Source organism: Acinetobacter haemolyticus (genome assembly GCF_900406815.1).
Lineage (GTDB): Bacteria > Pseudomonadota > Gammaproteobacteria > Pseudomonadales > Moraxellaceae > Acinetobacter > Acinetobacter haemolyticus_A.
In genome coordinates this window covers 1-24,575 of sequence record NZ_OVCN01000017.1, presented here as the reverse complement: position 1 = coordinate 24,575, position 24,575 = coordinate 1, and the positions used below count along the sequence as shown (strand labels likewise).

General features: G+C 41.2%; 20 protein-coding genes. 10 read left to right on the top strand and 10 right to left on the bottom strand.

Translation table 11 applies throughout. The annotated features are described in order from the left end of the window. Positions 1-10: 10 nt before the first annotated feature. The 4 genes from DK207_RS12320 to DK207_RS12305 form a co-directional block, all read right to left on the bottom strand. Positions 11-613 carry a hypothetical protein gene (locus DK207_RS12320; protein WP_109441446.1) on the bottom strand — a complete coding sequence of 201 codons (603 nt, stop codon included), beginning with the start codon at positions 611-613 and terminating at the stop codon, positions 11-13. 165 nt (positions 614-778) lie between these two features. After that, positions 779-1,324 (bottom strand): glutathione peroxidase, encoded by a 546-nt coding sequence (locus DK207_RS12315; protein ID WP_109441445.1) that lies wholly within the window; start codon positions 1,322-1,324, stop codon positions 779-781. 115 nt (positions 1,325-1,439) lie between these two features. Further along, complete coding sequence (locus DK207_RS12310; protein WP_109441444.1) at positions 1,440-2,213, bottom strand: AraC family transcriptional regulator; 774 nt, start codon at positions 2,211-2,213, stop codon at positions 1,440-1,442. Between the two features lie 11 nt (positions 2,214-2,224). Further along, positions 2,225-3,448, bottom strand: a complete 1,224-nt coding sequence (locus tag DK207_RS12305; RefSeq protein WP_109441443.1) for an MFS transporter — start codon at positions 3,446-3,448, stop codon at positions 2,225-2,227. A gap of 137 nt (positions 3,449-3,585) precedes the next feature. Here DK207_RS12305 and DK207_RS12300 point away from each other — a divergent pair, with 137 nt between their 5' ends. Together DK207_RS12300 and DK207_RS12295 are read left to right on the top strand one after the other, a co-directional pair. Next, entirely contained in the window at positions 3,586-4,242 is a 657-nt protein-coding gene (locus tag DK207_RS12300; protein ID WP_416224681.1) for a TetR/AcrR family transcriptional regulator, read from the top strand. A gap of 101 nt (positions 4,243-4,343) precedes the next feature. Next, positions 4,344-5,264 (top strand): DMT family transporter, encoded by a 921-nt coding sequence (locus DK207_RS12295; RefSeq protein ID WP_109441441.1) that lies wholly within the window; start codon positions 4,344-4,346, stop codon positions 5,262-5,264. A gap of 376 nt (positions 5,265-5,640) precedes the next feature. Here the strand turns inward: DK207_RS12295 and DK207_RS12290 are convergent, their stop codons facing one another. From DK207_RS12290 to DK207_RS12280, 3 genes are read right to left on the bottom strand one after another with little or no spacing between them, the layout of a single operon-like run. After that, the gene (locus DK207_RS12290; RefSeq protein ID WP_109441440.1) at positions 5,641-6,210 is read right to left on the bottom strand and encodes a Sua5/YciO/YrdC/YwlC family protein; all 570 of its coding nucleotides are present in this window, start codon (positions 6,208-6,210) and stop codon (positions 5,641-5,643) included. 36 nt (positions 6,211-6,246) lie between these two features. Beyond that, positions 6,247-7,377 carry a DNA-processing protein DprA gene (dprA, locus tag DK207_RS12285; protein ID WP_109441439.1) on the bottom strand — a complete coding sequence of 377 codons (1,131 nt, stop codon included), beginning with the start codon at positions 7,375-7,377 and terminating at the stop codon, positions 6,247-6,249. Between the two features lie 11 nt (positions 7,378-7,388). Beyond that, positions 7,389-8,540: a LysM peptidoglycan-binding domain-containing protein gene (locus DK207_RS12280; protein WP_109441438.1), complete on the bottom strand. Its 1,152-nt coding sequence runs from the start codon at positions 8,538-8,540 to the stop codon at positions 7,389-7,391. A gap of 125 nt (positions 8,541-8,665) precedes the next feature. Between DK207_RS12280 and def the strand changes: the two genes are divergently transcribed. The 4 genes from def (at position 8,666) to DK207_RS12260 (ending at position 13,080) form a co-directional block, all read left to right on the top strand. After that, entirely contained in the window at positions 8,666-9,196 is a 531-nt protein-coding gene (gene def / locus DK207_RS12275) for a peptide deformylase (RefSeq protein WP_004637502.1), read from the top strand. 20 nt (positions 9,197-9,216) lie between these two features. After that, the gene (locus DK207_RS12270; protein WP_109441437.1) at positions 9,217-9,654 is read left to right on the top strand and encodes a DUF2946 family protein; all 438 of its coding nucleotides are present in this window, start codon (positions 9,217-9,219) and stop codon (positions 9,652-9,654) included. A gap of 72 nt (positions 9,655-9,726) precedes the next feature. After that, complete coding sequence (locus DK207_RS12265; protein ID WP_109441436.1) at positions 9,727-11,823, top strand: TonB-dependent copper receptor; 2,097 nt, start codon at positions 9,727-9,729, stop codon at positions 11,821-11,823. A gap of 66 nt (positions 11,824-11,889) precedes the next feature. Continuing rightward, positions 11,890-13,080 carry a hypothetical protein gene (locus DK207_RS12260; RefSeq protein WP_109441435.1) on the top strand — a complete coding sequence of 397 codons (1,191 nt, stop codon included), beginning with the start codon at positions 11,890-11,892 and terminating at the stop codon, positions 13,078-13,080. Between the two features lie 50 nt (positions 13,081-13,130). Here DK207_RS12260 and DK207_RS12255 read toward each other — a convergent pair whose 3' ends face one another. After that, the gene (locus tag DK207_RS12255; protein ID WP_109441434.1) at positions 13,131-13,889 is read right to left on the bottom strand and encodes a hypothetical protein; all 759 of its coding nucleotides are present in this window, start codon (positions 13,887-13,889) and stop codon (positions 13,131-13,133) included. A 369-nt stretch (positions 13,890-14,258) separates the two neighbouring features. Next, positions 14,259-17,750, bottom strand: coding sequence for a PAS domain-containing hybrid sensor histidine kinase/response regulator (locus DK207_RS12250; protein ID WP_162540232.1), 3,492 nt, complete (start codon positions 17,748-17,750; stop codon positions 14,259-14,261). Positions 17,751-17,936: 186 nt separating this feature from the next. On the opposite strand from DK207_RS12250, the gene DK207_RS12245 reads away from it, so the two are divergent. Further along, the gene (locus tag DK207_RS12245) at positions 17,937-18,269 is read left to right on the top strand and encodes a DUF485 domain-containing protein (protein ID WP_109441432.1); all 333 of its coding nucleotides are present in this window, start codon (positions 17,937-17,939) and stop codon (positions 18,267-18,269) included. 1 nt (position 18,270) lies between these two features. After that, on the top strand, positions 18,271-19,986 hold the full coding sequence (locus tag DK207_RS12240; RefSeq protein WP_109441431.1) for a cation acetate symporter: 1,716 nt from the start codon (positions 18,271-18,273) through the stop codon (positions 19,984-19,986). 55 nt (positions 19,987-20,041) lie between these two features. Here DK207_RS12240 and DK207_RS12235 read toward each other — a convergent pair whose 3' ends face one another. Next, on the bottom strand, positions 20,042-21,250 hold the full coding sequence (locus DK207_RS12235) for an oxygenase MpaB family protein (RefSeq protein WP_109441430.1): 1,209 nt from the start codon (positions 21,248-21,250) through the stop codon (positions 20,042-20,044). Between the two features lie 85 nt (positions 21,251-21,335). Here DK207_RS12235 and DK207_RS12230 point away from each other — a divergent pair, with 85 nt between their 5' ends. Continuing rightward, on the top strand, positions 21,336-21,932 hold the full coding sequence (locus DK207_RS12230) for a TetR/AcrR family transcriptional regulator (protein ID WP_109441429.1): 597 nt from the start codon (positions 21,336-21,338) through the stop codon (positions 21,930-21,932). Positions 21,933-22,209: 277 nt separating this feature from the next. After that, the gene (locus DK207_RS12225; RefSeq protein WP_109441428.1) at positions 22,210-24,183 is read left to right on the top strand and encodes a BCCT family transporter; all 1,974 of its coding nucleotides are present in this window, start codon (positions 22,210-22,212) and stop codon (positions 24,181-24,183) included. The last annotated feature ends 392 nt before the right edge of the window (positions 24,184-24,575 follow it).

Genomic DNA, 24,575 nt, shown 5'->3' with positions numbered 1-24,575 from the left:
ATCTATGGGATTAGTTTGAAGGGTCTGCTTCTGAGGCTGGATTACCTAAAACAAGGGTGGCAAGTTTCAGCATATCGAGCTGAATTTTATTAAATTGCGCTGCGATCTTTTCAAAATCCAATTGGCTAATGTCTTGCTGACCATGTAAAAGGGGCAAATTAAGTAATTGTTGATTCGCACTCAGCAAACTTTGACGGATTTGATCCACCTCAGTGCTTTTAAGTTGTAACGATAACAAAACATCATGTAAGGCATGAAGTTCTTGTTTAAGCTTTGCAGCACTTTCTTTGAGTTGTTGAACATTTTGATTTTGAATCGCCTGCTCAAGTTGGTTCTGTGAACTTTGCAGTAATGCTGTGTAGTCATCTGTTTTGAGTTGTAATTGAGCAACATCACGGACGATATTAAACATATTGCCGTGACTTAGATTTTGGTTGCCAGCAATATTGGATAGAGCGTCTTGCTCGGTAGCCGAAGGAATATTTTGTTCTAGCTCAGTGAGTTGCTGAGACTGTTCATTATTTTGAGGAGATTGATCACAACCGACCAGCGCTAACGTGCTAATGATTGCCGTTGCGGAGAGAATTGTTGAGATAGAACCGTGTTTAAGCATGACAGAACTTCATGAAAATCTTAAAAGAACGTCACTATAATCATAAAGTGTGAAGAAAAATGTGATTTTTGCAATTCGTTAACATTCTGATGCAATACGCCCATACAGATGAGTTAAGACTGAAACATGAGAAGAATAAGACTATTCTTCTCAATGAGGATAAAACTATTTCGCCAATTCAGCTTCAATCGCAGTCACGATGCGCTCGTCATCTGCAGTGATATCAGGTGCAAAGCGTGCAACGATTTCACCATTTTTATTGACGAGGAATTTTTCAAAATTCCAAAGCACTTCAGGTGGATTATTTGGTGTTAAACCATAATCTACAAGGTCTTTCCACCATGGCCCTTCACCGATACGTTCAGGAATTGCTTGGGTCAATGTTTGATAGAGGGGATGCTTATCATCACCCGCCACTGAAATTTTGGCGAAAAGTGGGAAATGCACATCATAGTTGAGTGAACAAAATTGCTCGATTTCTTCATTTGAACCTGGTTCTTGCTCTAAAAAGTTATTGGCAGGGAAGCCTAAAATTTCTAAGCCTTGGTCTTTTTTAGCTTGATATAGTTTTTCCAGACCTTCGTATTGAGGGGTTAATCCACATTTTGAGGCAACATTTACCAGAAGTAAAACTTTGCCTTTATATTGTTCTAGATCAACTTCTTGACCTTTAATATCTTTAACTGGAATGTGATAAACCGATTGGCTCATGGAGGGCATCCTCATTTGTTGTTGTGAAATCACTTGCCTGTTTTAACTGCTAATCTTTTAGAGTGCAATGCTATTGATATGAATACATACAAAATATGCTGAAAAAGGTGCAGCTTTAAAGCGTTGCATTTTTAAGTTGAATGGGGGTTTGGCCAGTATAGCGTTTAAAAAATTCAATGAAACTTGAACTATGATGATAGCCGAGTGCAAAAGCCAATTGTTTGATGGTCATCCCTTCGCGGATTTGATTAATTGCAAAAATAATTTTTGCTCGATTGCGCCATTCAGAGAGTGTGAGTTGTAACTCTTGCTGGCTCAGGCGCAGTACATGCCGTTCACTCACACTAAAAGGAGTGAGAACTTGCTGCAAACTCAAATGAAACGATTCAGGATCAGCCAGCTTTTCCAAGATCGGTGATAAAATAGGATGGCTACTTTGCGGAAGATAATGTGAATACGTGGGAGCTTGTTTGAGTTGATCGAACAAAACTTGTAATAAATGTTCTAAATATTCTGGTGGGCAAGCCTGCTTTTGTTGTTCGAGGATTTGAATGACCAGAGCACGGAAAAAGGGCTGGATACTAAAACAACGACAGTTATTTCCTAAAAATTGCCCGAATTTAGGGTGCAGTCGAATACAGATATAATGAATCTCATGTTCAACGGGCAAAGATTGATGTTCAGTATGGGGTGGTAACCATAGTCCATAACTAGGTGGAGAAAGGTAATACTTCCCTTCAATATCAAATTCTAACGTTCCATTGAGGCTGAAATTAAAGTCTCCCCAAAGTGAAGAATGGGGACTAACAATATCGTCTTTTTGATAAAGAAATTCATAGACTTCGATACCATGTAAAAAGGGTAATTGTTCAGCCACATCATACTTCATGGGAAACACCTCTATTCATTTTCACAGCTGAGTTGAGGATTATTTAAACCGCGTGCTAAAGTGAAAATCAATACTAGAGAGCAAAGTACCAGCGGAAGCATGGCAAAGAATAAGATCGTGCCGTTAAAGTGATCGACAATCATTCCGCCAAACATACTGCCTAAGGCAATTAAAATCAAAAAGGTCAATGTTACTATTGGCATGCCTTTTTCTACTGCTTCTGGCGCGTGCGTAAACATCCAGATATTGACTGCTGTCGGTATGATGCCATAAGCGAAGCCCCATAAGGCAGTCAACACAATGGCGGTCATGATATGGGCGCCAAACATTGGCAGGCTTAGAAATGCCAAAAAGAAGGCAAAACCACTGACTGCAAAAGTATAGCGAATATTGATTTGTCCAAGATAACCCGCAAAGATATTGCCAAAAATCCCTGCAATTCCATAAACCAGAAGTAAGCGGCTAATCAGCCCGTCAGAGAAGTCAATCTGATGTTTGAAAAAGGCAGAAAAATAACTATAAACCGCAAAGTGTGCAAATCCCATAAAGATAAAAATAATCAGTCCTTTACGAGCAGCAGTATGTTGCAAAAGGATCGGGAGTTCTTTCCAGCGTAATGAGGAAGACGGTTTTAATTGTGGCAGATAGAGGTATTGGAAGATAAAAAGCAGGATTCCCATAAGTGAAATGACGGTAAAAGAGGTGCGCCATCCATTATACTGAGCCAACCAAGTTCCCATTGGTACACCGAGTACACTTGCTAAGGTAACCCCAAAAGCGACCCAAGCTGTGGCTTTGGCAATCGGTAAATGCGGTGGAGCTAAACGACCACTAAGTGCAACTGCTGTTGCCCAAAAGCCACCAATGGCAATCCCTAAAATAATGCGTCCAAACAGTAACAAGACAAAATTGGATGCAAGGGCTGTAATGAAATTTGCCAAAATCATCAACAGGGTTAACAGCAGCAACAATGTACGACGATCCAGTGTTTTGGCCGATATGGGAATCAGTACTGCGGCAAACATTCCAACGATGGCGGTTAGCGAAACGGTTAAACCTGCTGTTCCAACAGACACTTGAAAATCACGTGCGATTTCATTGAGTACACCGACAGCAAGAAATTCACCAGTCACTAAAGCAAAAGCACTCAATGTGACAGACAACAGAGCAAACCAATTCCCTTGAGAAGGACTTGACTCAATGGGACGTATGTCTGTAGGAGATGTTTGTTCCATGATAATTTCCTTTGTTGTTATAGAGATAACAATAAAATTGACAAAGATTAAATTTTTATAACGATCGTTAAAAAATAAAATAGTTGATAAAAGTGATGACGTCAATTAATTTAATAGTGATCGTTATAAAAATATTTGTGATAACCATGACTCATGCAGATGAATCCCGACTAACACCGAGTGATGACACGCTCAAAAAAAAGCGTGGGCGTCCGAAGTGCTTTGATGAACAGCAGGCTTTAGAAAAGGCAATGTTGTTGTTTTGGGAACATGGTTATGAAGCCACTTCAGTCAGTGACCTAACACAAGCATTGGAGCTGACGGCACCAAGTTTATATAGTAGTTTCGGTGATAAAGCTGGGCTTTTTTATAAGTGCATTGATTATTATTTGGCGCATGAAGCCTGTCCCATAGAAGCGATCTTCTTAGAAGCAAAGACTGCGAAAGTGGCATTCGAACTTTATCTTTATGACAATGTGCAACGTTTAGCACAGCCTGATAAACCAACAGGATGTATGTTGGTGGTGGCGACCATTAATTGTTCGGATAATGCACAACAAATTCAGCATAATATTTTAGAAAAGCGTTTAAAAACCAAGCAAAGATTGCTAGAACGCTTACAGCAAGGGGTTGTCGATGGTGACCTAGCAGTAACTACCCCTTTAACAGAAATGGCTGATTTCTATACGACGGTGCTACAAGGTCTGACGATGCAAGCACGGGATGGTGCAACGGTTACCCAATTACACAAAGTGGTTGAACATGCGATGCGCACTTGGGAATTATTCGAATAAACGATGTCTAAAGTGCGATATAAATGTCTGATATACGATATTTCAATTATTTTAGACATCTCTCACAATATTTGCATGATTGAAATAGGGTGAGACTGTTGATGGTTCAGATATCCAAATATCAGAAATGGGCATTTATATTGCCATTGATTGCGGTCTTAATTTGGTCGCTGAATATTGCAGTGACTCGTTATGTTGCGGATTATATTTCACCTGTCAGTATTAGTTTTTATCGCTGGTTTGTGGCATTCCTAATATTAACGCCGTTTATGTTGCCAAAAATCTGGCAGCAACGCGCTTTGATTCGCCCACTTATTCCAAAATTAGCAGTATTAAGTGCTTTTGGTATGGTGTTATATCAAGGCTTATCTTATGCAGCAGCGCACTATACCACTGCCACCAATATGGGAATCGTCAATGCTTTCGTTCCTATCTTTACCATTTTTATCTCATATCTGATTTTAAAAGACCGCCCAAATCGATTTGCGATTTTGGGAAGTATGCTGTCATTTGCTGGATTGCTGTACGTCATGTGGCAAGGGCATATTTCCAGCTTATTTATGCAGGGTGGGCATTGGGGAGATGCCGTGATGGTACTTGCAGTCGGGTTTTATGCTTTTTACGGTGTGTTTCTAAAAAAATGGCAATTAAAATTGCCACTCATGACCAGTCTTTATATTCAAATCGGATTTGCACTGTTGTACCACCTGCCATTTTTACTTTGGTTTGGGCTCGACTGGATCAATGCTGAAAATGCAGCAAGTGTAATTTATGCAGGCGTCTTTCCATCCCTAATCGCACCTTTACTATGGATGTTGGCTGTTCAGGCCATTGGGCCAAATCGAACCAGTATTTTTATGAATCTCATGCCTGTGTTTACAGCAATTATTGCGAGTTTTTGGTTGGCGGAAAGCTGGACAATTTATCATAGCATTGGTGGTTTTATGATCTTGGTGGGGATCATTATGGCGCAGAAAAAGACTGTAAATTTTTCATCGCACGAGCTAAAGTCGACTTCATAAGATGTATATAAAATGCGTGTTTGTATAAAAAATAGACAAACGCGCAATTTTTTTGCTATGAAGACGATTCTTTCTATTTGATATTACAAGCATATTTTAAAGAACAGCTAAAATTATCATCAAAAAAAAGCTCAATAAAAATAAAAATATAATTTTATTGAAAGTCCAAAGGTGACAAAAATGGTATGCTTTTCACATTTTTTGTTAGGGGAATAATATATTTGTATAAATGAGTTGATTCCGCCATAATAAACACCGAAGCAAATTGATACATTTTTTAATTTGCTGACCGAATTTTTGAACCCTCTGGATGTGATTATACACATCCTTTTTATGCTCAGTTATCCCTATATAACTGAGCTTTTTTTTGTCTGGGTTACGCGCGAATAATTTCACCTGTTAAAGCGTTGAGTATTCGACTCGGTTCTTGGCTCAGCCCTAGATTTCCTGCTAAGTAATGCAATGAATGACCAAAGTAATTTTGTGTTTCCTCTAAGCTGCGGGCAGGTGCTAACCCCGCGGGATTGGCGCTAGTGGACACAATAAATCCATCAAAATGTTCACAAAGTTCGACACATAATGGATGTGTGGTGACGCGCACGGCTACTAACGGGTGCTGTCCTTTGATCCATGTCGGAATGTGCTGGGCTGCAGGCAATAGCCATGTCGTTGCGCGCTCTGTTTCATGACGATTTGACCAACTATTAATTACTTGATGCCGAATCGCAGGTTCAAGGTCTTGTAATAAATGTTCAACTTGTTCGATACAACCTGCTAATAAAATCACGCCTTTTTCAATCGGACGATGCTTGAATTCAAGGATATTTTGAAAGGCCTGTTCATTGAATGGATCACAACCTAGCCCCCAAACGGCTTCAGTGGGATAAGCGAGTACTTGTCCTTGTTTTAAAAGTTGGGCTGCATCGGCAACAGAGGATGTAATCATGTTATGTGTACGAAAAAGAAGGAGACAAAGCTTAGTTTAAAGCATTGGGCGACAACGTAAATAGCGTCCGCCTTGTTGTACACATAAACCTAATAATTCGAGTTCCATAAGTTGAGAGGTAAGCTCGGCAATATTACTTTGCTGTTGTTGCGTCAATTGGTCTATGTCTTGTCCGACCCAATCTAGACATTGGTAGAGTCCAACTAAGTGTGAGGGAAGACTTGGGGTGGTGGTTGAGGATTTTTTTGAGGGTTGCTGTTCGGATTGCCATTGGGTAGGTAAGGCTAAGTCCTCAATTACTTGATCAGGATGATCGACTAAAATTGCGCCTTCTCGAATCAGTTGGTGACAGCCTTGATGGTGTTCACTATAGATATGCCCAGGAATCGCAAACACCATTTTTCCTTGGCTAGCCGCTTGATTGGCAGTAATGAGAGAACCACTTTTGATGGCGGCTTCAACTACAACTACACCAAGACTTAAACCACTGACGATACGATTTCGACGAGGAAAATGTTGTTGTAAAGGCAGGGTAGAGGGGAGGAACTCAGAGACGACTGCGCCCGACTGTACAATTTGCTGGGCTAGCTGTAGATGCTGAGTCGGATAGACACGGTCTAATCCAGTCCCTACAACAGCAATGGTACGTTGATGGGCCAATCCACCTTGATGTGCAGCATGATCAATACCATGGGCTAGACCACTACTAATATAAAAACCTTTTTCACTTAAATAATACGCAAAATCATAAGCGACTTGTCGTCCATGTGGACTCGGTTTACGGCTTCCCACCATAGCGATCTGTGGTTGCAATAAGGCGTGTGGATGCCCTTGTCCAAACAGTATCGGAGGACGGTCTGAATAAGGCAGCAGTTGTGTTGGATAGCCAATATCGTGGGGCGTTAGAATAAAATCACTATGTTGGCAAATCAGTTTGACCAACTGCGCAAATTGTTGTTGTCCTTCAGAAGTTTGAAATTCAGCTAAACGTTTTAAATGATTGGCATGTAAACCTAGTTGTTGCCATTCAGGGAAGCGCTCAGTTTGGGTGGCCTGTTCGCAATCACCAAAATAGTCGATAATTTTTTGAAAACTAGAAAGAGAATGTTGAACCAAATACCACACCAGCACGGTAGAGTAATGGTGAGGTAATAATTGGTTCAACATACGGCATCTACTTAATTATCTAAACGAGGTGGTTTGATACTTGAGCCCATTTTTATTGGTAACTCACTTTCAAGCACATACGCATAGCTGATACGCTCAAAACTCTTAAAGATCATCACACTGCCGACATACTGTCCAGGTAGTTTGACATTTTCTTTGGTCTTAGGATCTTTAACTGTCTCGCCGTCTTGATAAGCATTGAACACTTGTCCGATTTCAATCCCATCCACTGTGCCACGATCGACAGTGACTACACCATTTTTCGCAGCTGTACCAATTGAACCCATAACACGGATGATTTTACCGCCATCAGTGACTTGATTCGCATCGGTAGGATAGAACAATGTCGGTAACATGGCATCTTGTTCAGGCATGACACGATCACCACGACGCACTTCACCGTTATAACTATCGGTTAACTCAACAGTAGTAATATCCTTTTCAGTGCTAATGGCAACACCAGAAGCGACTTGGGTCAATTCAACGCCAAGAACCTGCTTTTTGCCATGTTCATCAAGAATGGTGTACGGTTCACCTTCACGGAATACGCCATAGCGTTGACCATTTTCAATACCGTTACCGCGAACATAAACACGTTGACCTTTACCAGCGAGTACACGTTGATCGGCTGTACCCAAGATATAAGGTGTATGCGCAATTGCATCAGCTGGAAGAACTGAAGTACGCTCTAGCCATTGTTGAATATGCGCCAGTGGAATAACTGGGATGCTATTGTTGAGTGCTTCGACACGCACCTGTGGGCGTAATGTCGAGGTATTGCCTGTATAACGGCGAATAATACCCGCACAGCCATCACCTTCATCTTTGCCTACCAATGGTTTACCGTTCAAGCTACAAAGTAGTAAGCGGTCGCCTGGATAGATCCAATGCGGGTTTTTAACGTGCTTATTGCTTGCCCAGATCTCAGGCCAACGCCAAGGCTTGCTTAAAAACTTACCTGAAATGTCCCAAAGCGTATCGCCTTTTTTTACCACATAAACGTGTGGTGCACCCACTTTTACTGAGGGTGGACTAACGTTCGGACTTGCAGCATGTGCAAGATTGACACTCATGCCTAGTCCTGCACATATTGCAGCGGCAATCAGTTGTTTTTTTAACCCCAAGGCATGAAATGATTGTATGCCGTTTAAAACCTTTTTCATTATCATAATTCCTAAAAATTATGTATGTAGTTGCGTTATAATAACGACTTTACACACAATTTTTTTTGATCAAGCATTCCCTTCAGTCGGTTTTCTGATCAACGGCATAAGTTGAGGATGTCAGTATGGCCTTATTACCTATTCTAAGTTTCCCTGATCCCCGCCTTCGTACCATTGCCAAGCCAGTCGAAGAAGTCACTGATGAGATTCGTCAGCTTGCAGCAGATATGCTTGAAACCATGTACGAGGCACCGGGTATAGGTTTAGCGGCAACTCAGGTTGATCATCATATTCAGCTTATTGTTATGGATCTCTCTGAAGAGAAAAACCAACCGATGGTGTTCATTAACCCCAAAGTCACTCCGCTGACTGAAGAAACGCAGCCTTATGAAGAAGGCTGTCTCTCTGTGCCTCAAATATACGATAAAGTTGAGCGTCCGTCACGCGTAAAAATCGAAGCAATTAACCTTGAAGGTCAAGCATTTGAGTTAGAAGCTGACGAACTTCTCGCTGTTTGTATCCAACATGAAATGGATCACTTAAATGGCAAACTTTTTGTTGATTATTTATCACCATTAAAACGCCAACGTGCGCGTGAAAAGGTGGAAAAAGTGGTTCGTCAGCGTGAAAAAGAAAAAGTTGCAGTTAAACGTTAAACTGTAAAAATCATTTGAAGATGTTCTCTTTGTTTCGCTGTGGGTTATTGCTTGCATTTGCCGCGATCTGTTTACAGATTGCGGTATTTTTGCAGCCATTACTGCCGAAGCAATATCAGATTGCACCTGTTTGTGAAACGATTACTCAAGCGTTGCTGCTACCGAAAGTCACAATGGTGCACAACGAGCATGCGCAACACGCCTCGCATCATGGCCACCAGCTTGATCAGACTCAAGCAGCAGTGTCACACCATGATCACCACGATCCCAATCATCAATGCCAATATTGTACCGTCTATGCCAATTTGATCTTGCCACCTGAACTGGGGATCAAAGAAGTTTTAGTTCGGATTCAAGTTCGTTTAGTGGCTTATCAGCAAGCCTTTAAGCATGTTTATTTTGCACTACAACGACTGTTCTTATTGCCCCAAGGGCGGGCTCCACCTCTCTCTGCATAAATTAAAACTTTATTTTATTAGGGCTTGCATAACTCTAGCCCAGTTTTACTTATGTTTTAAGAGAGACCAATCATGGCTCAACCTAAATTTTTATTACAACCGCTTACGGTTGCGATTCTTGCTGCCTCAAATACGACGATGGTTTGGGCAGATCCTGAACAACAGTCAGCATCTCAACATGCCCATGTTTCGCTTGCACCGATTGTGGTGACCGCACAACAACCCAATCAAAATAACGGCTTGGTCGTTCAAGCAGACCCGAAGAAACCCATCCAACCTGTGCCAGCAACAGATGGGGCAGATTACTTGCAAAGTATTATGGGCTTTAACGCGATTAAAAATGGCGGAACCAATGGTGATGTGACGTTCCGTGGGATGTTTGGTTCACGGATTAAAATGTTGGTTGATGGTAGTGAAAACCTGGGGGCATGTCCGAGTCGTATGGATGCCCCAACGTCTTATATTCAACCTGAAAGCTTTGACAAAATTACGGTGATTAAAGGACCACAAACGGTGCGGTATGCAACACCAGGTTCTGCTGCCACCGTGATTTTTGAGCGCCAACCAGAAAGTCTCAGCAAAGATCAGCCTTATCGTGGGCAGGCGAGTGTGGTGACAGGGTCCTATGGACGTTTAGATCATAATATCGAAGCCGCAATGGGAGATGAGACAAAATATGCACGTTTGAATGCCAATCGCTCCGTAGCCGACAACTATAAAGATGGTGATGATCAAAGTGTTCATTCTAACTGGGAGCGTTGGAATGCTGATCTTGCCTTAGGCTGGAAACCAACGCAGGATTCATGGCTAGAATTGCGTGCGGGTAAGGGCGATGGTGAAGCAGCCTATGCAGGCCGTAGCATGGATGGTTCGCAATTTAAACGTGAAAGTCTTGGTTTACATGCTGAACAAAAGAACCTCAGTGAGGTGATTAAAAAGATCGAAGCCCAAGTGGATTATAGTTATAACGATCACATCATGGATAATTTTAGCTTGCGTACGCCACCCATGACGACGATGAAAATGCAGGGCATGGACATGACTGTACCTAATAAAATGTCGATGCGTGTAGATCGTCGAACCTTAAATACGCGTTTAGCCGTAACAACTGATTGGAATAAATTTAGTGTCGTTTCAGGAATCGACACACAACAGAATAAGCATGGGGGGGACATGGTGATGTATGCCATGCCATCAATGAACTCACCTTATGCTGAAGATTTAAAATTCCAGTCTTATGGTGGGTTTAGCGAGTGGACCTACAATGTTGATTCTGACCAAAAGCTCGTTGCAGGCGCGCGCATTGATCAAGTCAAAATTGATAACTTGAAAAATGGCAAAGATCGCCGTGATACATTGGCAAGTGGCTTTATTCGTGTTGAAAAAGCTGTGCCTGAACATGGCGTAAAAACCTATGCAGGTGTGGGTTATGTGGAACGCAGCCCTGATTTCTGGGAGCTGTATAGTACTTCAACAAATCGTGGGGTTGGAGCGACCGATATGATGGGGAAAACCACCTATCGTATGCTTGATAACTTAAACAACCTCAAAAATGAACGTACAGCACAATTAGATGTGGGTTTTCAAACAGAACATGGTGCATGGAGTACTTGGGCTTCTGCTTATGCGGGCTTAATCAAAGACTTTATTCTATTGGAATATAATACACCGGCTAAGAGACAGCCTTTGGCGCGTAATGTGGATGCAACGATTGCTGGGGCAGAAGCGGGTGTAGGTTACCAATTTAATGATCAAATCCAAGCTGACGTATCCACCATGTATGCTTGGGGAAAAAATACCTCTGATAATCGTGCGTTGCCACAAATCGCACCTTTAGAAGGACGTATTAATCTTCGTTATGTCGAGGATAAGTATAGCTTGGGGCTATTGTGGCGTGCGGTCGCTAAGCAAAATCGTATCAGCCTAAATGAAGGGAATGTGGTGGGTTATGATATGAATGAAAGCAAGTCGTTCAATACATTAGCAGTGAATGGTAGTTATCAATTAACCAAGGCAGTGGATGTTTCGGTTGGTATTGATAACCTTCTAGATAAAACTTATACCGAGCATCTTAATAAAGCGGGTGCTTCGATGTTTGGTTATGGTGCCAGTGAACAGTTCAATAATATTGGACGAAACTATTGGATGCGCATGAGCATGAAGTTTTAAGCTAGGTTAGAATCAATCAGCTCAATGACCTGCATTGAGCTGATTGAGATGAGAATCGAGGCCAGCATGTATAATCTTCAAGATCACAGAACAAGAATTATTCAAGAATTACAACAATATGGTTATGTTCGTATTCAGCTCAAGGAATGGACAGACCAGACGCGTGCTAGTTTGGATGAGATGTTGGCACAAGCGGGTATTCAAGATTATCAGTTTCATAAAATTAAGAATGAGCCATACGATTATTTGATCGTCTTGAACGGGGCAACTTCGAAGCATCCTTATGTATTGGAAAAAGCCTATCCCCTCAGAACTTCATTTTTAATGATTTTGCCACTAATTTTGGCTACAAGTCTGATTGGATTGACGGTGCTATTGAGTAGTTATTCTGAGGACTTAATGTCCTTTATTATGGTGCTCGTGATTCCTGCCATCCTTGGTGCATTATTCGAATACTTTATGATTCGGAAACAGCCCAATTCTATTTTTCTCTCTAAGATATTTAAAATTCAGCCCTTGGTTTTCGTGGTGGTGATTGCATTTTGTGTGATCGTATTAAGAGAAGGGATTATTTGCCTGATTATGCTATTGCCGATTCTGCTGATTGGTTTATTACTTGGGGCGGGATTAATGCGATTGATTTGTCATTATGTTTGGAAGCCCAGTGCAAAAATCTATTCTTTTGCTCTGTTACCGCTGATTTTATGGTTGTTATTACCTGATTTTAGCAGTACAGAATACGGACAAACCCAGCGCTCGATGATCATCCATGCGCCAGCACCACAAGTTTTTCATGCGATTAACCATATTGGGCAGATCCAACCTCAGGAGGTAAAAGATAGTTTTATTTTTACCATGGGCTTTCCAAAACCTATTTTCGGTATGACAGAACAACAAGGTGATCAGCTCGTTCGTACCATACAGTGGGAGCGAGGCATACAGTTTAAGGAAAATGTCACCGCCTCTTACCCTCCTTATTTATTGTCATGGAATTATCAATTTGATTCAGATTCTTTTCCTAAAGGTTCTTTAGATGACCATTTAGAGATGGGTGGGCGTTACTTTGATCTTTTGAACACGGACTACACGCTTGAAAAGATTGATGATAAAACTACAAAATTGACACTGACCATTGATTATCGTCTATCTACAGAATATAACTGGTACAGTAAATTATGGGTGAATTTTATCTTAAATGAATTCAGTGATGTTGTTATGAATATTCACAAACATCGTTTAGAAGTGAACCCTTCTTAAAATTTAAGACAAATAAAAGCCACAATCGATCTTGTGGCTTTAGTTAGATCTTAAGCTAAACAATCTTGTTTTGGCATTAGGCTATCGCAGTACAACGGATTGAGTGCACATTGTAGGTCATCAATCTGTTCTTGAGTGACATACCCATTGGCTTTGAGATATTCGGCGACGCGGTCATCACGTAGGCTTAAGAATGCAGCATCATAAACGCCTAGATCAACAAACAAAGCAGCCGTTTCTAAGCTATTAAAATGATCTAGGAATACATCATTTTCATACATCAAGAAAATATGTCCGAACTCAGCTGCACTACGCACGTTTAAATGTTGAGCCAATTGTTCAGGACGGGTTTTGATGAATAACAAATCTGAAAGCTCATCAAATTGAGTGCGATCAAGTTGGTTAGCGCCTGCTTTGACATGACCAAGCCATGCTTTAAAGACGAGTACAGCACCCCCACGCAATAACATACTCCACATCTGATATCGTGTTTCTTCATTGAGATGAGCTGACTCAGTTTCTAGTATATTTAGGAACTGTTCTTCCTGCTCAGCGAGCTTCTCAAACAGCCCGAGTCCTTGAGGCTGATACGCAGCAGGAGCGAATACATCAAAATTCAATTCATTAAAGACCTTTAGAGCCAGAGGAATTGCCGTTTGATAAAGGGTGTCAAGTGCGCGTATATGGGCGTCGTTTAATGTATTTTGTACGAAAATGGCTTTCCAGTCCAAGTCTGGTAATAATGCATTGGCACTGTACTGACGGTGAAACTGTTGTGAACGGAGTTCTGATGAGGGCTGCTGATTCATGCTCGATGTCCTTTCTGACAATAATGAGGAGAAACCCAAAAAACATGAATCTAGGTTCCTCTTTTATTCGCTAAATTTATGCGTTATTCAGAAAGCAAGTAGAATACGACTAAAGTCTTATACGTTGTTTTTTCACATTAATTATTAATAAAATCAAATAAATATTAAATTGTAAATAAATATACAAATGTTCTGTAATGTAAGTGAATCTTTTTGCCATAGTCAAAAAAGCTTTGAGCACTTTGGTCATTTTATCATCTAACAAATCTGATCATTTTGATGCTTTTCGCCTATGTTGCAAAATATTTTGCTAATACACACAAACCTCTTACCCAAAATGAGTCATAACAAACCCATCTAAACACGTGATTACATCGGCATAATTTTTAATCCCGATAACCATGCCCGTAAAGCGGCTGGTTTTAATGGTTTTCGAAGGAGCACAATATTTTGCTCTTTGAGCCGTTGCGGTAGTTCAGGATCTGAATCTGCGGTGATCAAAGCGACTGGCACATGTGTAGGTCGATATTGCTCAATAAAATCTAAACCAAGTTGATCATGATTTAAATGTTGGTCGATCAACCAGACTTGGATATCTTCTTGTTCAATCAACTGAAGTGCTTCAGCTGGTTCGGTGGCAGTGAAAATCTTATATCCCCATTTACCTAACAGCGTGCGCATACCTTCTAAAATGTTCTCATCATTGTCTAAACACAGCACCTTGTAAGCAGTATGTTGTAGAGCAGTGTTGGGTGTAGGCGCGAGATGAGGTTTTTTGGCTTCAGCCAAAGGCACCTCGATCATAAAACAAGAACCTTTGCCTAACTCCGAGTAAACATAGACTGGAAAATCCAATAAATGAGTCATACGCTGGACGATTGCCAAGCCAAGCCCCAATCCTTGTTCTCCCCAAGGGGACGTATGTCCACAGCGTTCAAACTCTTGGAAAAGCTTAATACGTTGTTGTTCATTAATGCCTGGGCCTGTGTCCCATACACCAATTCGAATATGGTTTGGACGCTGGGCTGAACGTAGAACACCCACCACCACACGACCTTGTGCGGTATAGCGAAGCGCATTACTGACAAAGTTTTGGATAATACGTCGCATCCATTGGGGATCGGTATCAACCCAAAATTTTGTGTCGTGAACAGTAAGTTGAATCTTTCTTTGAGCAGCAATGGATTTAAATTGTAGTTCAAGATCATTAAGTAAATCATGCAGTGCATAGGCTTGTCGTTTAGGTTGGATCGTTCCACCTTCCAGTCGTGCAATATCTAGCAATGCAGACAACATACTCTCTGCGCCATATAAGGCGCGATCGAGTTGTTGCAGTGTTTGTTGGTCTTCGATTGAATGTACGCTTTGTTCTAATGCCGTACTGAATAAGCGTGCAGCGTGCATCGGTTGTAATAAGTCATGACTAGCTGCAGCAAGGAAACGGCTTTTAGATTGATTGGCTTTATCTGCTTGCTCGAGTGCCAATTGCTGTTCTTTTAATGCATCTGCAAGCTGTTGGGTTCGGTCATGCACACGTTCTTCGAGTACTGCTTCATTGGTACGGAATGCTGTAATATCTGCAAAGGTGGTGACGAAACCACCGCCTTTAATTGGATTGCCACGCATTTGAATGACTCGACCATCTTTACGGATCCGCTCAAATTCATGCGCACTTCCAACCTTCATCCAGTGAAGACGCTTACGTACGTGTTCCTCAACAGGACCAGGACCGCATTCGCCGCGTTCTGCGTTATAACGAATCAAATCGGCAATTGGACAACCGACATAAACCAGATCTTTAGGATAATCAAATAGTGTTAAATATTGATTATTCCAAGCGACCAAACACATGTTTTTATCAACCACGCTCACACCTTGTGTCATGTGGTCAATCATGGTCATCAACAGGTTTTGATTAAAACGTTGCCATTGTGAGGCTTGATCCAAAATATTAGCCACTTGTCCCAAGGCCAAACCATTATTGATGAGCGCCGTGGTCAACAAAGTTCGAGCAGAAGCAGCTCCAATAATGCCAGCAAGATACTGTTCAGTGAACCGCCACCACATGCCATTGGCGATATGATTTTCATTTAAAACAATATGGTTCTGCTCGCAGAACTGTTGGAAGGCTTGGTTGGTTGGTCGCTCTCCAGTAATTCGTTTAGCGAGAGCCAATAAATCACCAACTTTGAGTCGAGCTGCGTTTTGATGTAAGTCGTTGAGATCCACCGTTGAGTGAGTAGAAGCTACTGGCTTGGTTTCATAATAAAAGAAGCTTTCGGCTTGAATTTGCTCGGCAATACTTGGGCGATAAAGTCTTGAAACCCAGATATATAAAATAAGATTCAATCCTAAAGACCACAGTACACCATGGGTTAATGGCGCAAATGATTCAAATCCGAGTAAGGCTTCTGGACGTAGGCTATGAATATCAAATGGCCCAAACAGTAAGATATGCTGTGCGAAGTTTTGATAATCTTCAGGGAGACTGCGCAATAAGGTGGGGAAGAGTAAAGTGTAGCTCCACATGAAGAAACCAACGATCAGTCCAACATATACGCCTTGGCGACTTGCACCACGCCAATATAAACCGCCAATCAGAGCAGGAGCGAATTGTGCGACAGCACTAAACGCCAAAAGACCAAACACTGAAAGCTGATTAATATCATTAAAGAAATTAAAAAATAAAAAGCCAAGTAACATGACTGTTAGAATGCTGATACGACGTGTCAGCTTAAGCACTTTCGGTAATTGAGGATCATGTCGAGAGAGCACTTTGAAATGCCAAAGTGCAGGCATAATCAAATCGTTACTTAGCATGATTGAAAGTGCAACTGACGCGACCAATAACATCCCTGTCGATGCAGAAAAACCACCCAAGAACGCTAAAAGAGCCAGCCAATCTTGCTGATAGCTCAGTGGCAATGCTAAAACTGCAATATCTGATGTGCCGAGTGATTCAGGAAGTGCGTGTAAGGCCCAGCTTGCGATTGGTATGATTGCAAGGGTCGTTAAAATCAAATAAGCGGCGAACCAGAGTCGTGCACCATGAATATGTTTTTCATCACGAAGTTCAACCACCGCAACATGGAATTGGCGTGGTAGGCAAATCATGGCAAGTGCAGCAAGTAAAGTTTGAACCCAAAAAGTGTCAGGAACACCAAGTTGCTGTACATTATAAAAATGCTGCGATACATCATGGCTTACTTGTTTAATATTTTCAGGGGATTGCAACAAGAAAAATCCCGCAACGCCGAGTAAAGCAAACAGTTTGACAAAAGATTCGAACGCGACGGCAAGCATCAAGCCGCCGTGTTGTTCAGTATTTGCAATATGACGTGTGCCGAAAATCATTGCCAAAATGGCTAACAGCGCTGTGAGCATCAGGACACTGTTGGTCGTGGTATGAATTTGTGAATTTTGTTCTAAAATCACTGCCGCACTTAATGCAATCGCATGCAGTTGAAGTGCCAGATAAGGCACGATAGCGATCACAGCCAATATCGTCACTAAGGCTGCCAAACGACCACTTTTGCCGTAGCGAGCGGCAATGAAATCAGCGATGGATGAAATGGAATGGTACTGTCGGATGCGTCCTAAACGTTTCCAAATATCGTAACCAAACCAAATAAATAATAATGGGCCCAGATAAATAGGCAGAAACAGGATGCCTTCGCGAACAGCTGCGCCAGTTGCCCCATAAAATGTCCACGATGAACAATATACCCCTAAGGTTAGACTGAACAGCAGCATTCGACCACGCGCACTAAGTCGACTGGCGTGTTTTTCTCCAAAAAAAGCACAACCAAATAACAGCGCAATATAAAGTGCGAGTACGCCAAGAATAAGCCAACTGTTCATATTGCTCACGTGATCAAATTCCATTTTTTATCATACCCGAAGCACGGGCTTGAAGATGCGTATGAATGCGTTTGTAGCGACCAAAGTCTAAGTTACGGCATCATCATAAACTTGCTAACTTGGATAGTGAAGAATCCCGTAGAGAAAAAGGGGTCCATGGTCGGACACAAAAATAAGGAGTTGGTTATGGATGATTCACAAGTAGACCAGATTCTACGTAATCCAAAATTTAAGGAAATGGTGAGAAGGAAAAGCATTCTAAGCTGGACACTCACAGGAATTATGCTGTTTATCTATGTTGGCTTTATGCTTTTGGTTGGCTACAACAAAGAATTTTTAGCGAGCTCATTTAGTGGAGGAGTAACCACTGTAGGTATCCCCCTTGGTTTGAGCATCATCGTGTTGTCATTTTTATTATGTGGTGTGTATTCCTATATTGCCAATAATAAACTTGATCAATTAAACGAAGAAGCACTCAAGGAAGTTGAGGCGATTACGCATGAAAAAGGGATGCACTAAGATGAAAGGAATGTCATTTACAGCAAAACTTTTCGCGATAATAAGTTTTTGTTGTTCAAGTATTGCATTTGCAGGACCTGATTTGGGTGCGGCAGAGCAACAAGCGACCAACTGGCATGCGATTATCATGTTCGCAATTTTTGTTGGTTTAACACTATTTATTACCAAATGGGCTGCAAAACAGACTCAATCTGCTAATGATTTCTATACTGCTGGTGGTGGTATTAGCGGTTTCCAAAATGGTTTAGCGATTGCTGGTGACTATATGTCTGCCGCATCGTTTCTTGGTATTTCTGCCATGGTCTTCATGTCAGGTTTCGACGGTTTACTTTACTCACTCGGATTTATGGTCGGTTGGCCTATTGTATTGTTCTTAATTGCTGAGCGTTTACGTAATTTAGGTAAATATAATCTATCAGATGTAGTGTCTTTCCGTTTGGAAGAAAAGCCGGTACGTACCCTTGCAGCGATGAGTTCATTGGTTGTGGTTGCATTTTACCTGATTGCACAGATGGTCGGTGCAGGTCAGTTAATTAAACTACTCTTTGGTCTGAACTATAATATTGCGGTGGTGATCGTTGGCTTACTGATGATGGCATATGTCATGTTCGGTGGGATGTTAGCAACGACATGGGTGCAAATCATTAAAGCTGTGATGTTGCTGAGTGGTGCAACGTTTATGGCCTTTATGGTAATGAAAGGTGTTGGATTTAGCTTTAGCAATATGTTCAATCAAGCGATTGAAGCCTATGGTCAAGCCCATGAATTAAGCTGGAATGAAGCTTTAAGAATTATGAGTCCTGGTTCATTGACAGCAAATCCAATTGATGCTGTTTCACTCGGTCTTGCTTTAATGTTTGGTACAGCTGGTTTACCACACATTTTGATGCGTTTCTTTACTGTGAAAGATGCCAAAGAAGCACGTAAATCGGTTGTGGTTGCGACAGGTTTCATTGGTTACTTCTATCTTTTAACTTTCATTATTGGTTTTGGTGCAATCTTATTCGTTGCCAACAATCCACAATTCCTTGATGTTGCCAAAATGGCAGTGACAGGAAAGTTAGAATTAATGGGCGGGAATAACATGGCTGCGGTGCATCTGAGTGATGCAGTGGGTGGCGATTTATTCATGGGCTTTATCTCTGCGGTTGCCTTTGCCACAATTTTAGCGGTAGTTGCTGGCTTGACCTTGTCAGGTGCATCAGCGATTTCTCATGACCTTTATGCAAACGTATTCAAAAAAGGTAAAACTACACCTGCATCTGAATTACGTATGTCAAAAATTGCAACTTTAGGTTTAGCTGTTTTCGCGATGGTGCTCGGTATTTTGTTCGAAAAACAAAACGTTGCATTCATGGTAGGTTTAGCATTCTCTGTTGCATGTTGTGCAAACTTCCCGATTTTAGTGTTGTCTATGTTCTGGAAAGGATTGACCACACGTGGTGCGGTGATTGGTGGCTTGGTTGGTTTGATTGGTGCGGTCAGCCTCATCATTCTTTCTAAAGCAGTTTGGGTCGATACTTTGGGTATTTCTGACACGGCACCAAACCCATTTAACGGTCCAGCATTATTTGCAATGCCACTCTCATTCTTCTGCTGTTGGTTCTTCTCTGTAACGGATAAGTCAGCACGTGCTGAAAAAGAGCGCAAAGCATTTGATGCACAGTATGTTCGTTCAATGACAGGGATTGGTGCATCAGGCGCATCTGACCACTAATCAACATGTTGATGTAAAGATGAAGCCCTCAATTGATTGAGGGCTTTTTCAATTATTATTGATGCATACTGGCAAGTTGTTGCGATTGCTTTCGATATAAAGCCAGCCCAGTCTTTTGTAACTGCCGCCCATTTCTTTCAAGAAATTGATTTATTGGAGCAATGTATTTGGCACTGGTATAAAGGGTGAGATTACGAAGTATCAGATAATAGGCAAACCATGATGCAGGCCGAGTATTTAAACCAAGCGATTTCATTTTTTTACGGCCAATAAAGAACTGGGTAATTTCTAAATGCTGCCTATAGGCGAGTTTCTGTTGGAAAGTACGTAAATAACGGTATTGTCGTTCAAAAGGTTCTTTGGAAAGGCTAGAGCCGAGCGAAATACTGCTTGCATCAGATTGCGGGTGGGCAAAGTGCATCCAATAAATGAGTTTCCAGCCATCGCGCTCTTGATCAACCAGCCATTTCTCCTCAATTCCCATCAACCAGCCCGCATATTTCCAAAAATGTAAAAAACTATCGACTTCTTGTTTATTCGGAAAAATGCCGAGGGCACGAATACCGAGTAAAACCACGCCACTAAACGCAATATTGGTCATTGCTTGGTCATATTGATTGATTGGAAGTCCCCATGTCTCAGCATCCCATTTTTCTGACTTTTGTAGGTGATGGCGAACCAAAGAATGAATAAAACGCACATAGATCGTGGACGTAAAACCCTGACCAAAACGGGTAAAGCCATCTGGTTCAGTAATATCTATCCACCATTTCGTGGTTTCGGCAAGTCGAGTACCGGCCTGTTTTTTTAATGCGCCTGTCAAAATCAGTGGCTGATTAAATCCCGGATACATATAACCTGTCATTAAAGATAAATCTCTTAAAATCAAACCATTGTTAACACCTAAGCGATAGGTGAATTTGATCGCAGCGTCAATTTTATGCTGTTCATACCAAACTGGTTTTTGTTCAACCAAATGAAAAAAATGGCTAAGTTCTGGGATGTCATGGGGAAGTTTGTCGAGCCCTTCATACAGAGCAGTTTCAAAATATTTACGGTGCTGCTTAGGATTTTGCAGTACCCACTGCAACACTCGATCCATCGGCTCATCGCCACTTTGTAAGGCCGCATTTAGAGCGAGATATTCGTCATAATTCGGCTGTATATCTTGGTTAATGAAATAACTTAATACTTTGCTGGTGAGATTGGATTTGATCATTTGTTCATATGAAGCCAAACGCTTGGGTTTATTTAGGTTAAGCATTGCATCACGCCTCAGATTATTATTTAATCAAAGCTTAATACGAATAAATATTCGCATTCAATTCGCATTTAGATTGAGGCTGAACATGAGAAAACGCCCACAGCAACAACGTGCCAAAATGATTGTGGAAAGTATTTTGGAGGGTGCGCAAAAATGTATTTCTGAATATGGAGTGCTACAAGTGACAACACCCAAAATTTCAGAAAAATCAGGGGTGGGCGTTGGTTCGATTTATCAGTATTTTGAGAATAAAGAACAAATCATCGCTGAGTTGCTATTGCGGAAAAGTGAGGATTTAGGACAAGCCTTGAAACAGTTGGTGAGGGTGCAAGAACAAGCTTCTATTCAAGAGATCATCACATTAAGTATTGCTTTTGGGTTTCAGACTTTAAAATCTGATCAAGGCTTTTTTATTGAAATTTTAAAGAACTGGCATGCTTATAGTGATTCCGAAGCAGCACAAGTTTTAGAGCAACATTTCTTGGAAATAGGGATGTATTTGTTTGGACGTTACTATCCTTATTGGGACTTTGAAACATTAAAACATAAATCTTTTGTCATTATTAATAGCACTTTATTTACCATGATGCGCTATGCCAGCAAAAACACATTTTTAATTGAAGAACAACGACTTCAACAAGAATTAGCGAAAATGATCATTGCTTTTTTAGCGACAGATTAAATATAACTTTCAATTTTTCCTTATGCAGTAATGTGTAGTGTATTGGTGAGCAAAGTGTTTGATAATTAGGTATTCAGTACATTTTTTGTTACCCTAAAAATAACCAATATTATGGTTTTTTATTGGAAAGTTATCATTTGTGTAGCCACAGTCTTGATGATTCCTTTTATAAACTCTGATGAGTTTTTTTATAGTTTAGACGTTTTTTAATTATTCACTTTCCGTCTTCTAGTGTGCCGAAGCGACGCAATAGCGATTAGAATAGTATGGAGAAAATATGCATTCCAAAACATCATCTTGGTTGTCTAACGTCAACCGAAATGTTTTCTTTAGCACGGTATTGATTATTTCCGTATTCCTTTCATTTGCAATCTTTACCCCTGATATTTTTGAGAGTTTATCTGCCCAAGCAAAACAGTGGATCACCGATTCTTTTAGTTGGTTCTATATCTTATGTGTGGCGATTTTTCTGGTGCTTTTGGTTTATATCGCCTGCTCAGCCAGTGGGAATATTAAATTAGGTCCAGATCATAGCCAGCCAGATTATAGTAAAGGTTCTTGGTTTGCGATGCTGTTTACCGCAGGGATGGGTGTTGGTCTCATGTTCTTTGGGGTAGCTGAACCTGTTATGCATTATGTAACCCCACCGGGTAGTGATCCTGAGACGGTTCAAGCAGCCAAAGAAGCCGTGCGAATTACCTTCTTTCACTGGGGGGTGCATGCATGGGCTGTCTATGCGCTAGTAGGTTTGTCGCTGGCATATTTTGCTTATCGTCATAATTTACCCCTTAAAACTCGTTCAGCCTTATATCCGATTATTGGTAAGCGCATTTATGGACGTTGGGGGGATGCAATTGATACCTTTGCTACCGTCGGTACAATTTTTGGTGTTGCGACCTCATTAGGTTTTGGCGTATTACAGGTCAATGCAGGCTTAAACTATTTGGTTGGTTTTGAGCAAAGCACCTCAACACAAATTATGCTGATTATTTTTGTCAGTATTTTGGCAGCGTTATCGGTATTTGCTGGCCTAGAAAAGGGTGTAAAGCGTTTATCTGAACTGAATTTAATCCTTGCAGTAGTTTTGGTCACGTTTGTTTTTTTAGTTGGACCCACATTACATTTATTGCGTACCACAGTTGAGAATACTGGACAGTACCTTTCCAATTTATTTGTGATGACGTTCAATCTCCAGGCTTATGAATCAACAGGCTGGATTGGAGGCTGGACTGTATTTTATTGGTCATGGTGGATTGCTTGGTCGCCATTTGTAGGGATGTTTATTGCGCGCGTATCCCGTGGACGCACGATTCGAGAATTCATTTTGGGCGTCATTCTTATTCCTACAGGTTTTACGATCGTATGGATGGGATTCTGGGGCAATGCCGCGTTATTTAGCATCATGCAAGAAAACAATATTGCATTGATGGAAATGGTGCAAAAAGATTCATCAGTTGCTCTTTTTGAGTTTTTAAATCATTTGCCATTTTCTGGTGTCATGAGTTTGTTGGCCGCGATACTGGTTTTACTCTTCTTCGTGACTTCAGCCGATTCGGGCGCATTAGTGGTGAACTACTTAACTGCCAAAAATGAGGAAACGCCCGCATGGCAAAGAGTGTTTTGGGTGATAATGATTGCCACCCTAACGATCTGTTTGCTATTGGTTGGGGGGTTATCAACCTTACAAGCATCAATGTTAGTGAGTGCACTACCATTTGCGTTAATCATGTTGCTGATGAGTTGGGGATTACTGAAAGCATTAAACCTTGATGCGACCAAAGCTAAAATGTTGACTGAGGCGCGTACCACGCCACGAGCGATGAACAATCCGCGCAGTTGGCAGCAACGTTTAGGCTTGATCATGCATTACCCGCATACTGAGGATGAAGTGAAGCAATATATTGCGACACAAGTAAGAAAAGCTTTTGAAGCAGTACAAGCTGAATTTAAGCGCCGTAAATTACAAGTCAGTATTGATGCAACCGAACAAGGCTTACGCTTACGTGTGGATCACCATCAGGAAATTAATTTTGAATATACGGTTTTCTCGCATCAAACCACGCCTCCTAGTTTCATGTTGGGACAGGGTGAGGCTGAGGATGAAGATCGTGAATACTTTCAGGCGGAAGTTTTTCTAAGGGAAGGCGGTCAAAATTATGATGTGATGGATTGGACGCAGGAAGATTTGATTCAAGACATCATTGATCAATATGAGCGACACCTGTATTTCCTCAATGTCGTTCGCAGTTAAACGCATTGATCAATTAAAGAAATGGAAAAAGATGCCCCAAAGGGCGTCTTTTTTTATTTAGAACGATAAAAAGTGCATATTTTCGTGGATAAAATAGACAAACTCGCCTTTTTTGTAGAAAAAAGAACCATGCGAAAGGAAATAATAAGAAAAGGGGTTGTGTTGGGTTGTGAATGCTGTAGAATGCACATCCATCGGCGGTGATGCAGATAAAAACTTGTTGATAAACAAAGGTTTGGCTTTAGTGGTTAGATTTTTGATTTGGTTGATAAGTTTTAAAAATATCTAAATTACCTGTTGACTTTTAAGAGATTGAGAGTAATATAGCCGACCTAGCTTGATGATGACGAATCATCGAGAAGATCATTAAGAGAATAGAAGAACAACTTGTG

Coding starts and splice junctions, on each gene's coding strand:
- DK207_RS12320 (WP_109441446.1), bottom strand. CDS start 613: ATGCTTAAACACGGTTCTATCTCAACAATTCTCTCCGCAACGGCAATC.
- DK207_RS12315 (WP_109441445.1), bottom strand. CDS start 1,324: ATGAGCCAATCGGTTTATCACATTCCAGTTAAAGATATTAAAGGTCAA.
- DK207_RS12310 (WP_109441444.1), bottom strand. CDS start 2,213: ATGAAGTATGATGTGGCTGAACAATTACCCTTTTTACATGGTATCGAA.
- DK207_RS12305 (WP_109441443.1), bottom strand. CDS start 3,448: ATGGAACAAACATCTCCTACAGACATACGTCCCATTGAGTCAAGTCCT.
- DK207_RS12295 (WP_109441441.1), top strand. CDS start 4,344: ATGGTTCAGATATCCAAATATCAGAAATGGGCATTTATATTGCCATTG.
- DK207_RS12290 (WP_109441440.1), bottom strand. CDS start 6,210: ATGATTACATCCTCTGTTGCCGATGCAGCCCAACTTTTAAAACAAGGA.
- dprA (WP_109441439.1), bottom strand. CDS start 7,377: ATGTTGAACCAATTATTACCTCACCATTACTCTACCGTGCTGGTGTGG.
- DK207_RS12280 (WP_109441438.1), bottom strand. CDS start 8,540: ATGAAAAAGGTTTTAAACGGCATACAATCATTTCATGCCTTGGGGTTA.
- def (WP_004637502.1), top strand. CDS start 8,666: ATGGCCTTATTACCTATTCTAAGTTTCCCTGATCCCCGCCTTCGTACC.
- DK207_RS12270 (WP_109441437.1), top strand. CDS start 9,217: ATGTTCTCTTTGTTTCGCTGTGGGTTATTGCTTGCATTTGCCGCGATC.
- DK207_RS12265 (WP_109441436.1), top strand. CDS start 9,727: ATGGCTCAACCTAAATTTTTATTACAACCGCTTACGGTTGCGATTCTT.
- DK207_RS12260 (WP_109441435.1), top strand. CDS start 11,890: ATGTATAATCTTCAAGATCACAGAACAAGAATTATTCAAGAATTACAA.
- DK207_RS12255 (WP_109441434.1), bottom strand. CDS start 13,889: ATGAATCAGCAGCCCTCATCAGAACTCCGTTCACAACAGTTTCACCGT.
- DK207_RS12250 (WP_162540232.1), bottom strand. CDS start 17,750: ATGAACAGTTGGCTTATTCTTGGCGTACTCGCACTTTATATTGCGCTG.
- DK207_RS12245 (WP_109441432.1), top strand. CDS start 17,937: ATGGATGATTCACAAGTAGACCAGATTCTACGTAATCCAAAATTTAAG.
- DK207_RS12240 (WP_109441431.1), top strand. CDS start 18,271: ATGAAAGGAATGTCATTTACAGCAAAACTTTTCGCGATAATAAGTTTT.
- DK207_RS12235 (WP_109441430.1), bottom strand. CDS start 21,250: ATGCTTAACCTAAATAAACCCAAGCGTTTGGCTTCATATGAACAAATG.
- DK207_RS12230 (WP_109441429.1), top strand. CDS start 21,336: ATGAGAAAACGCCCACAGCAACAACGTGCCAAAATGATTGTGGAAAGT.
- DK207_RS12225 (WP_109441428.1), top strand. CDS start 22,210: ATGCATTCCAAAACATCATCTTGGTTGTCTAACGTCAACCGAAATGTT.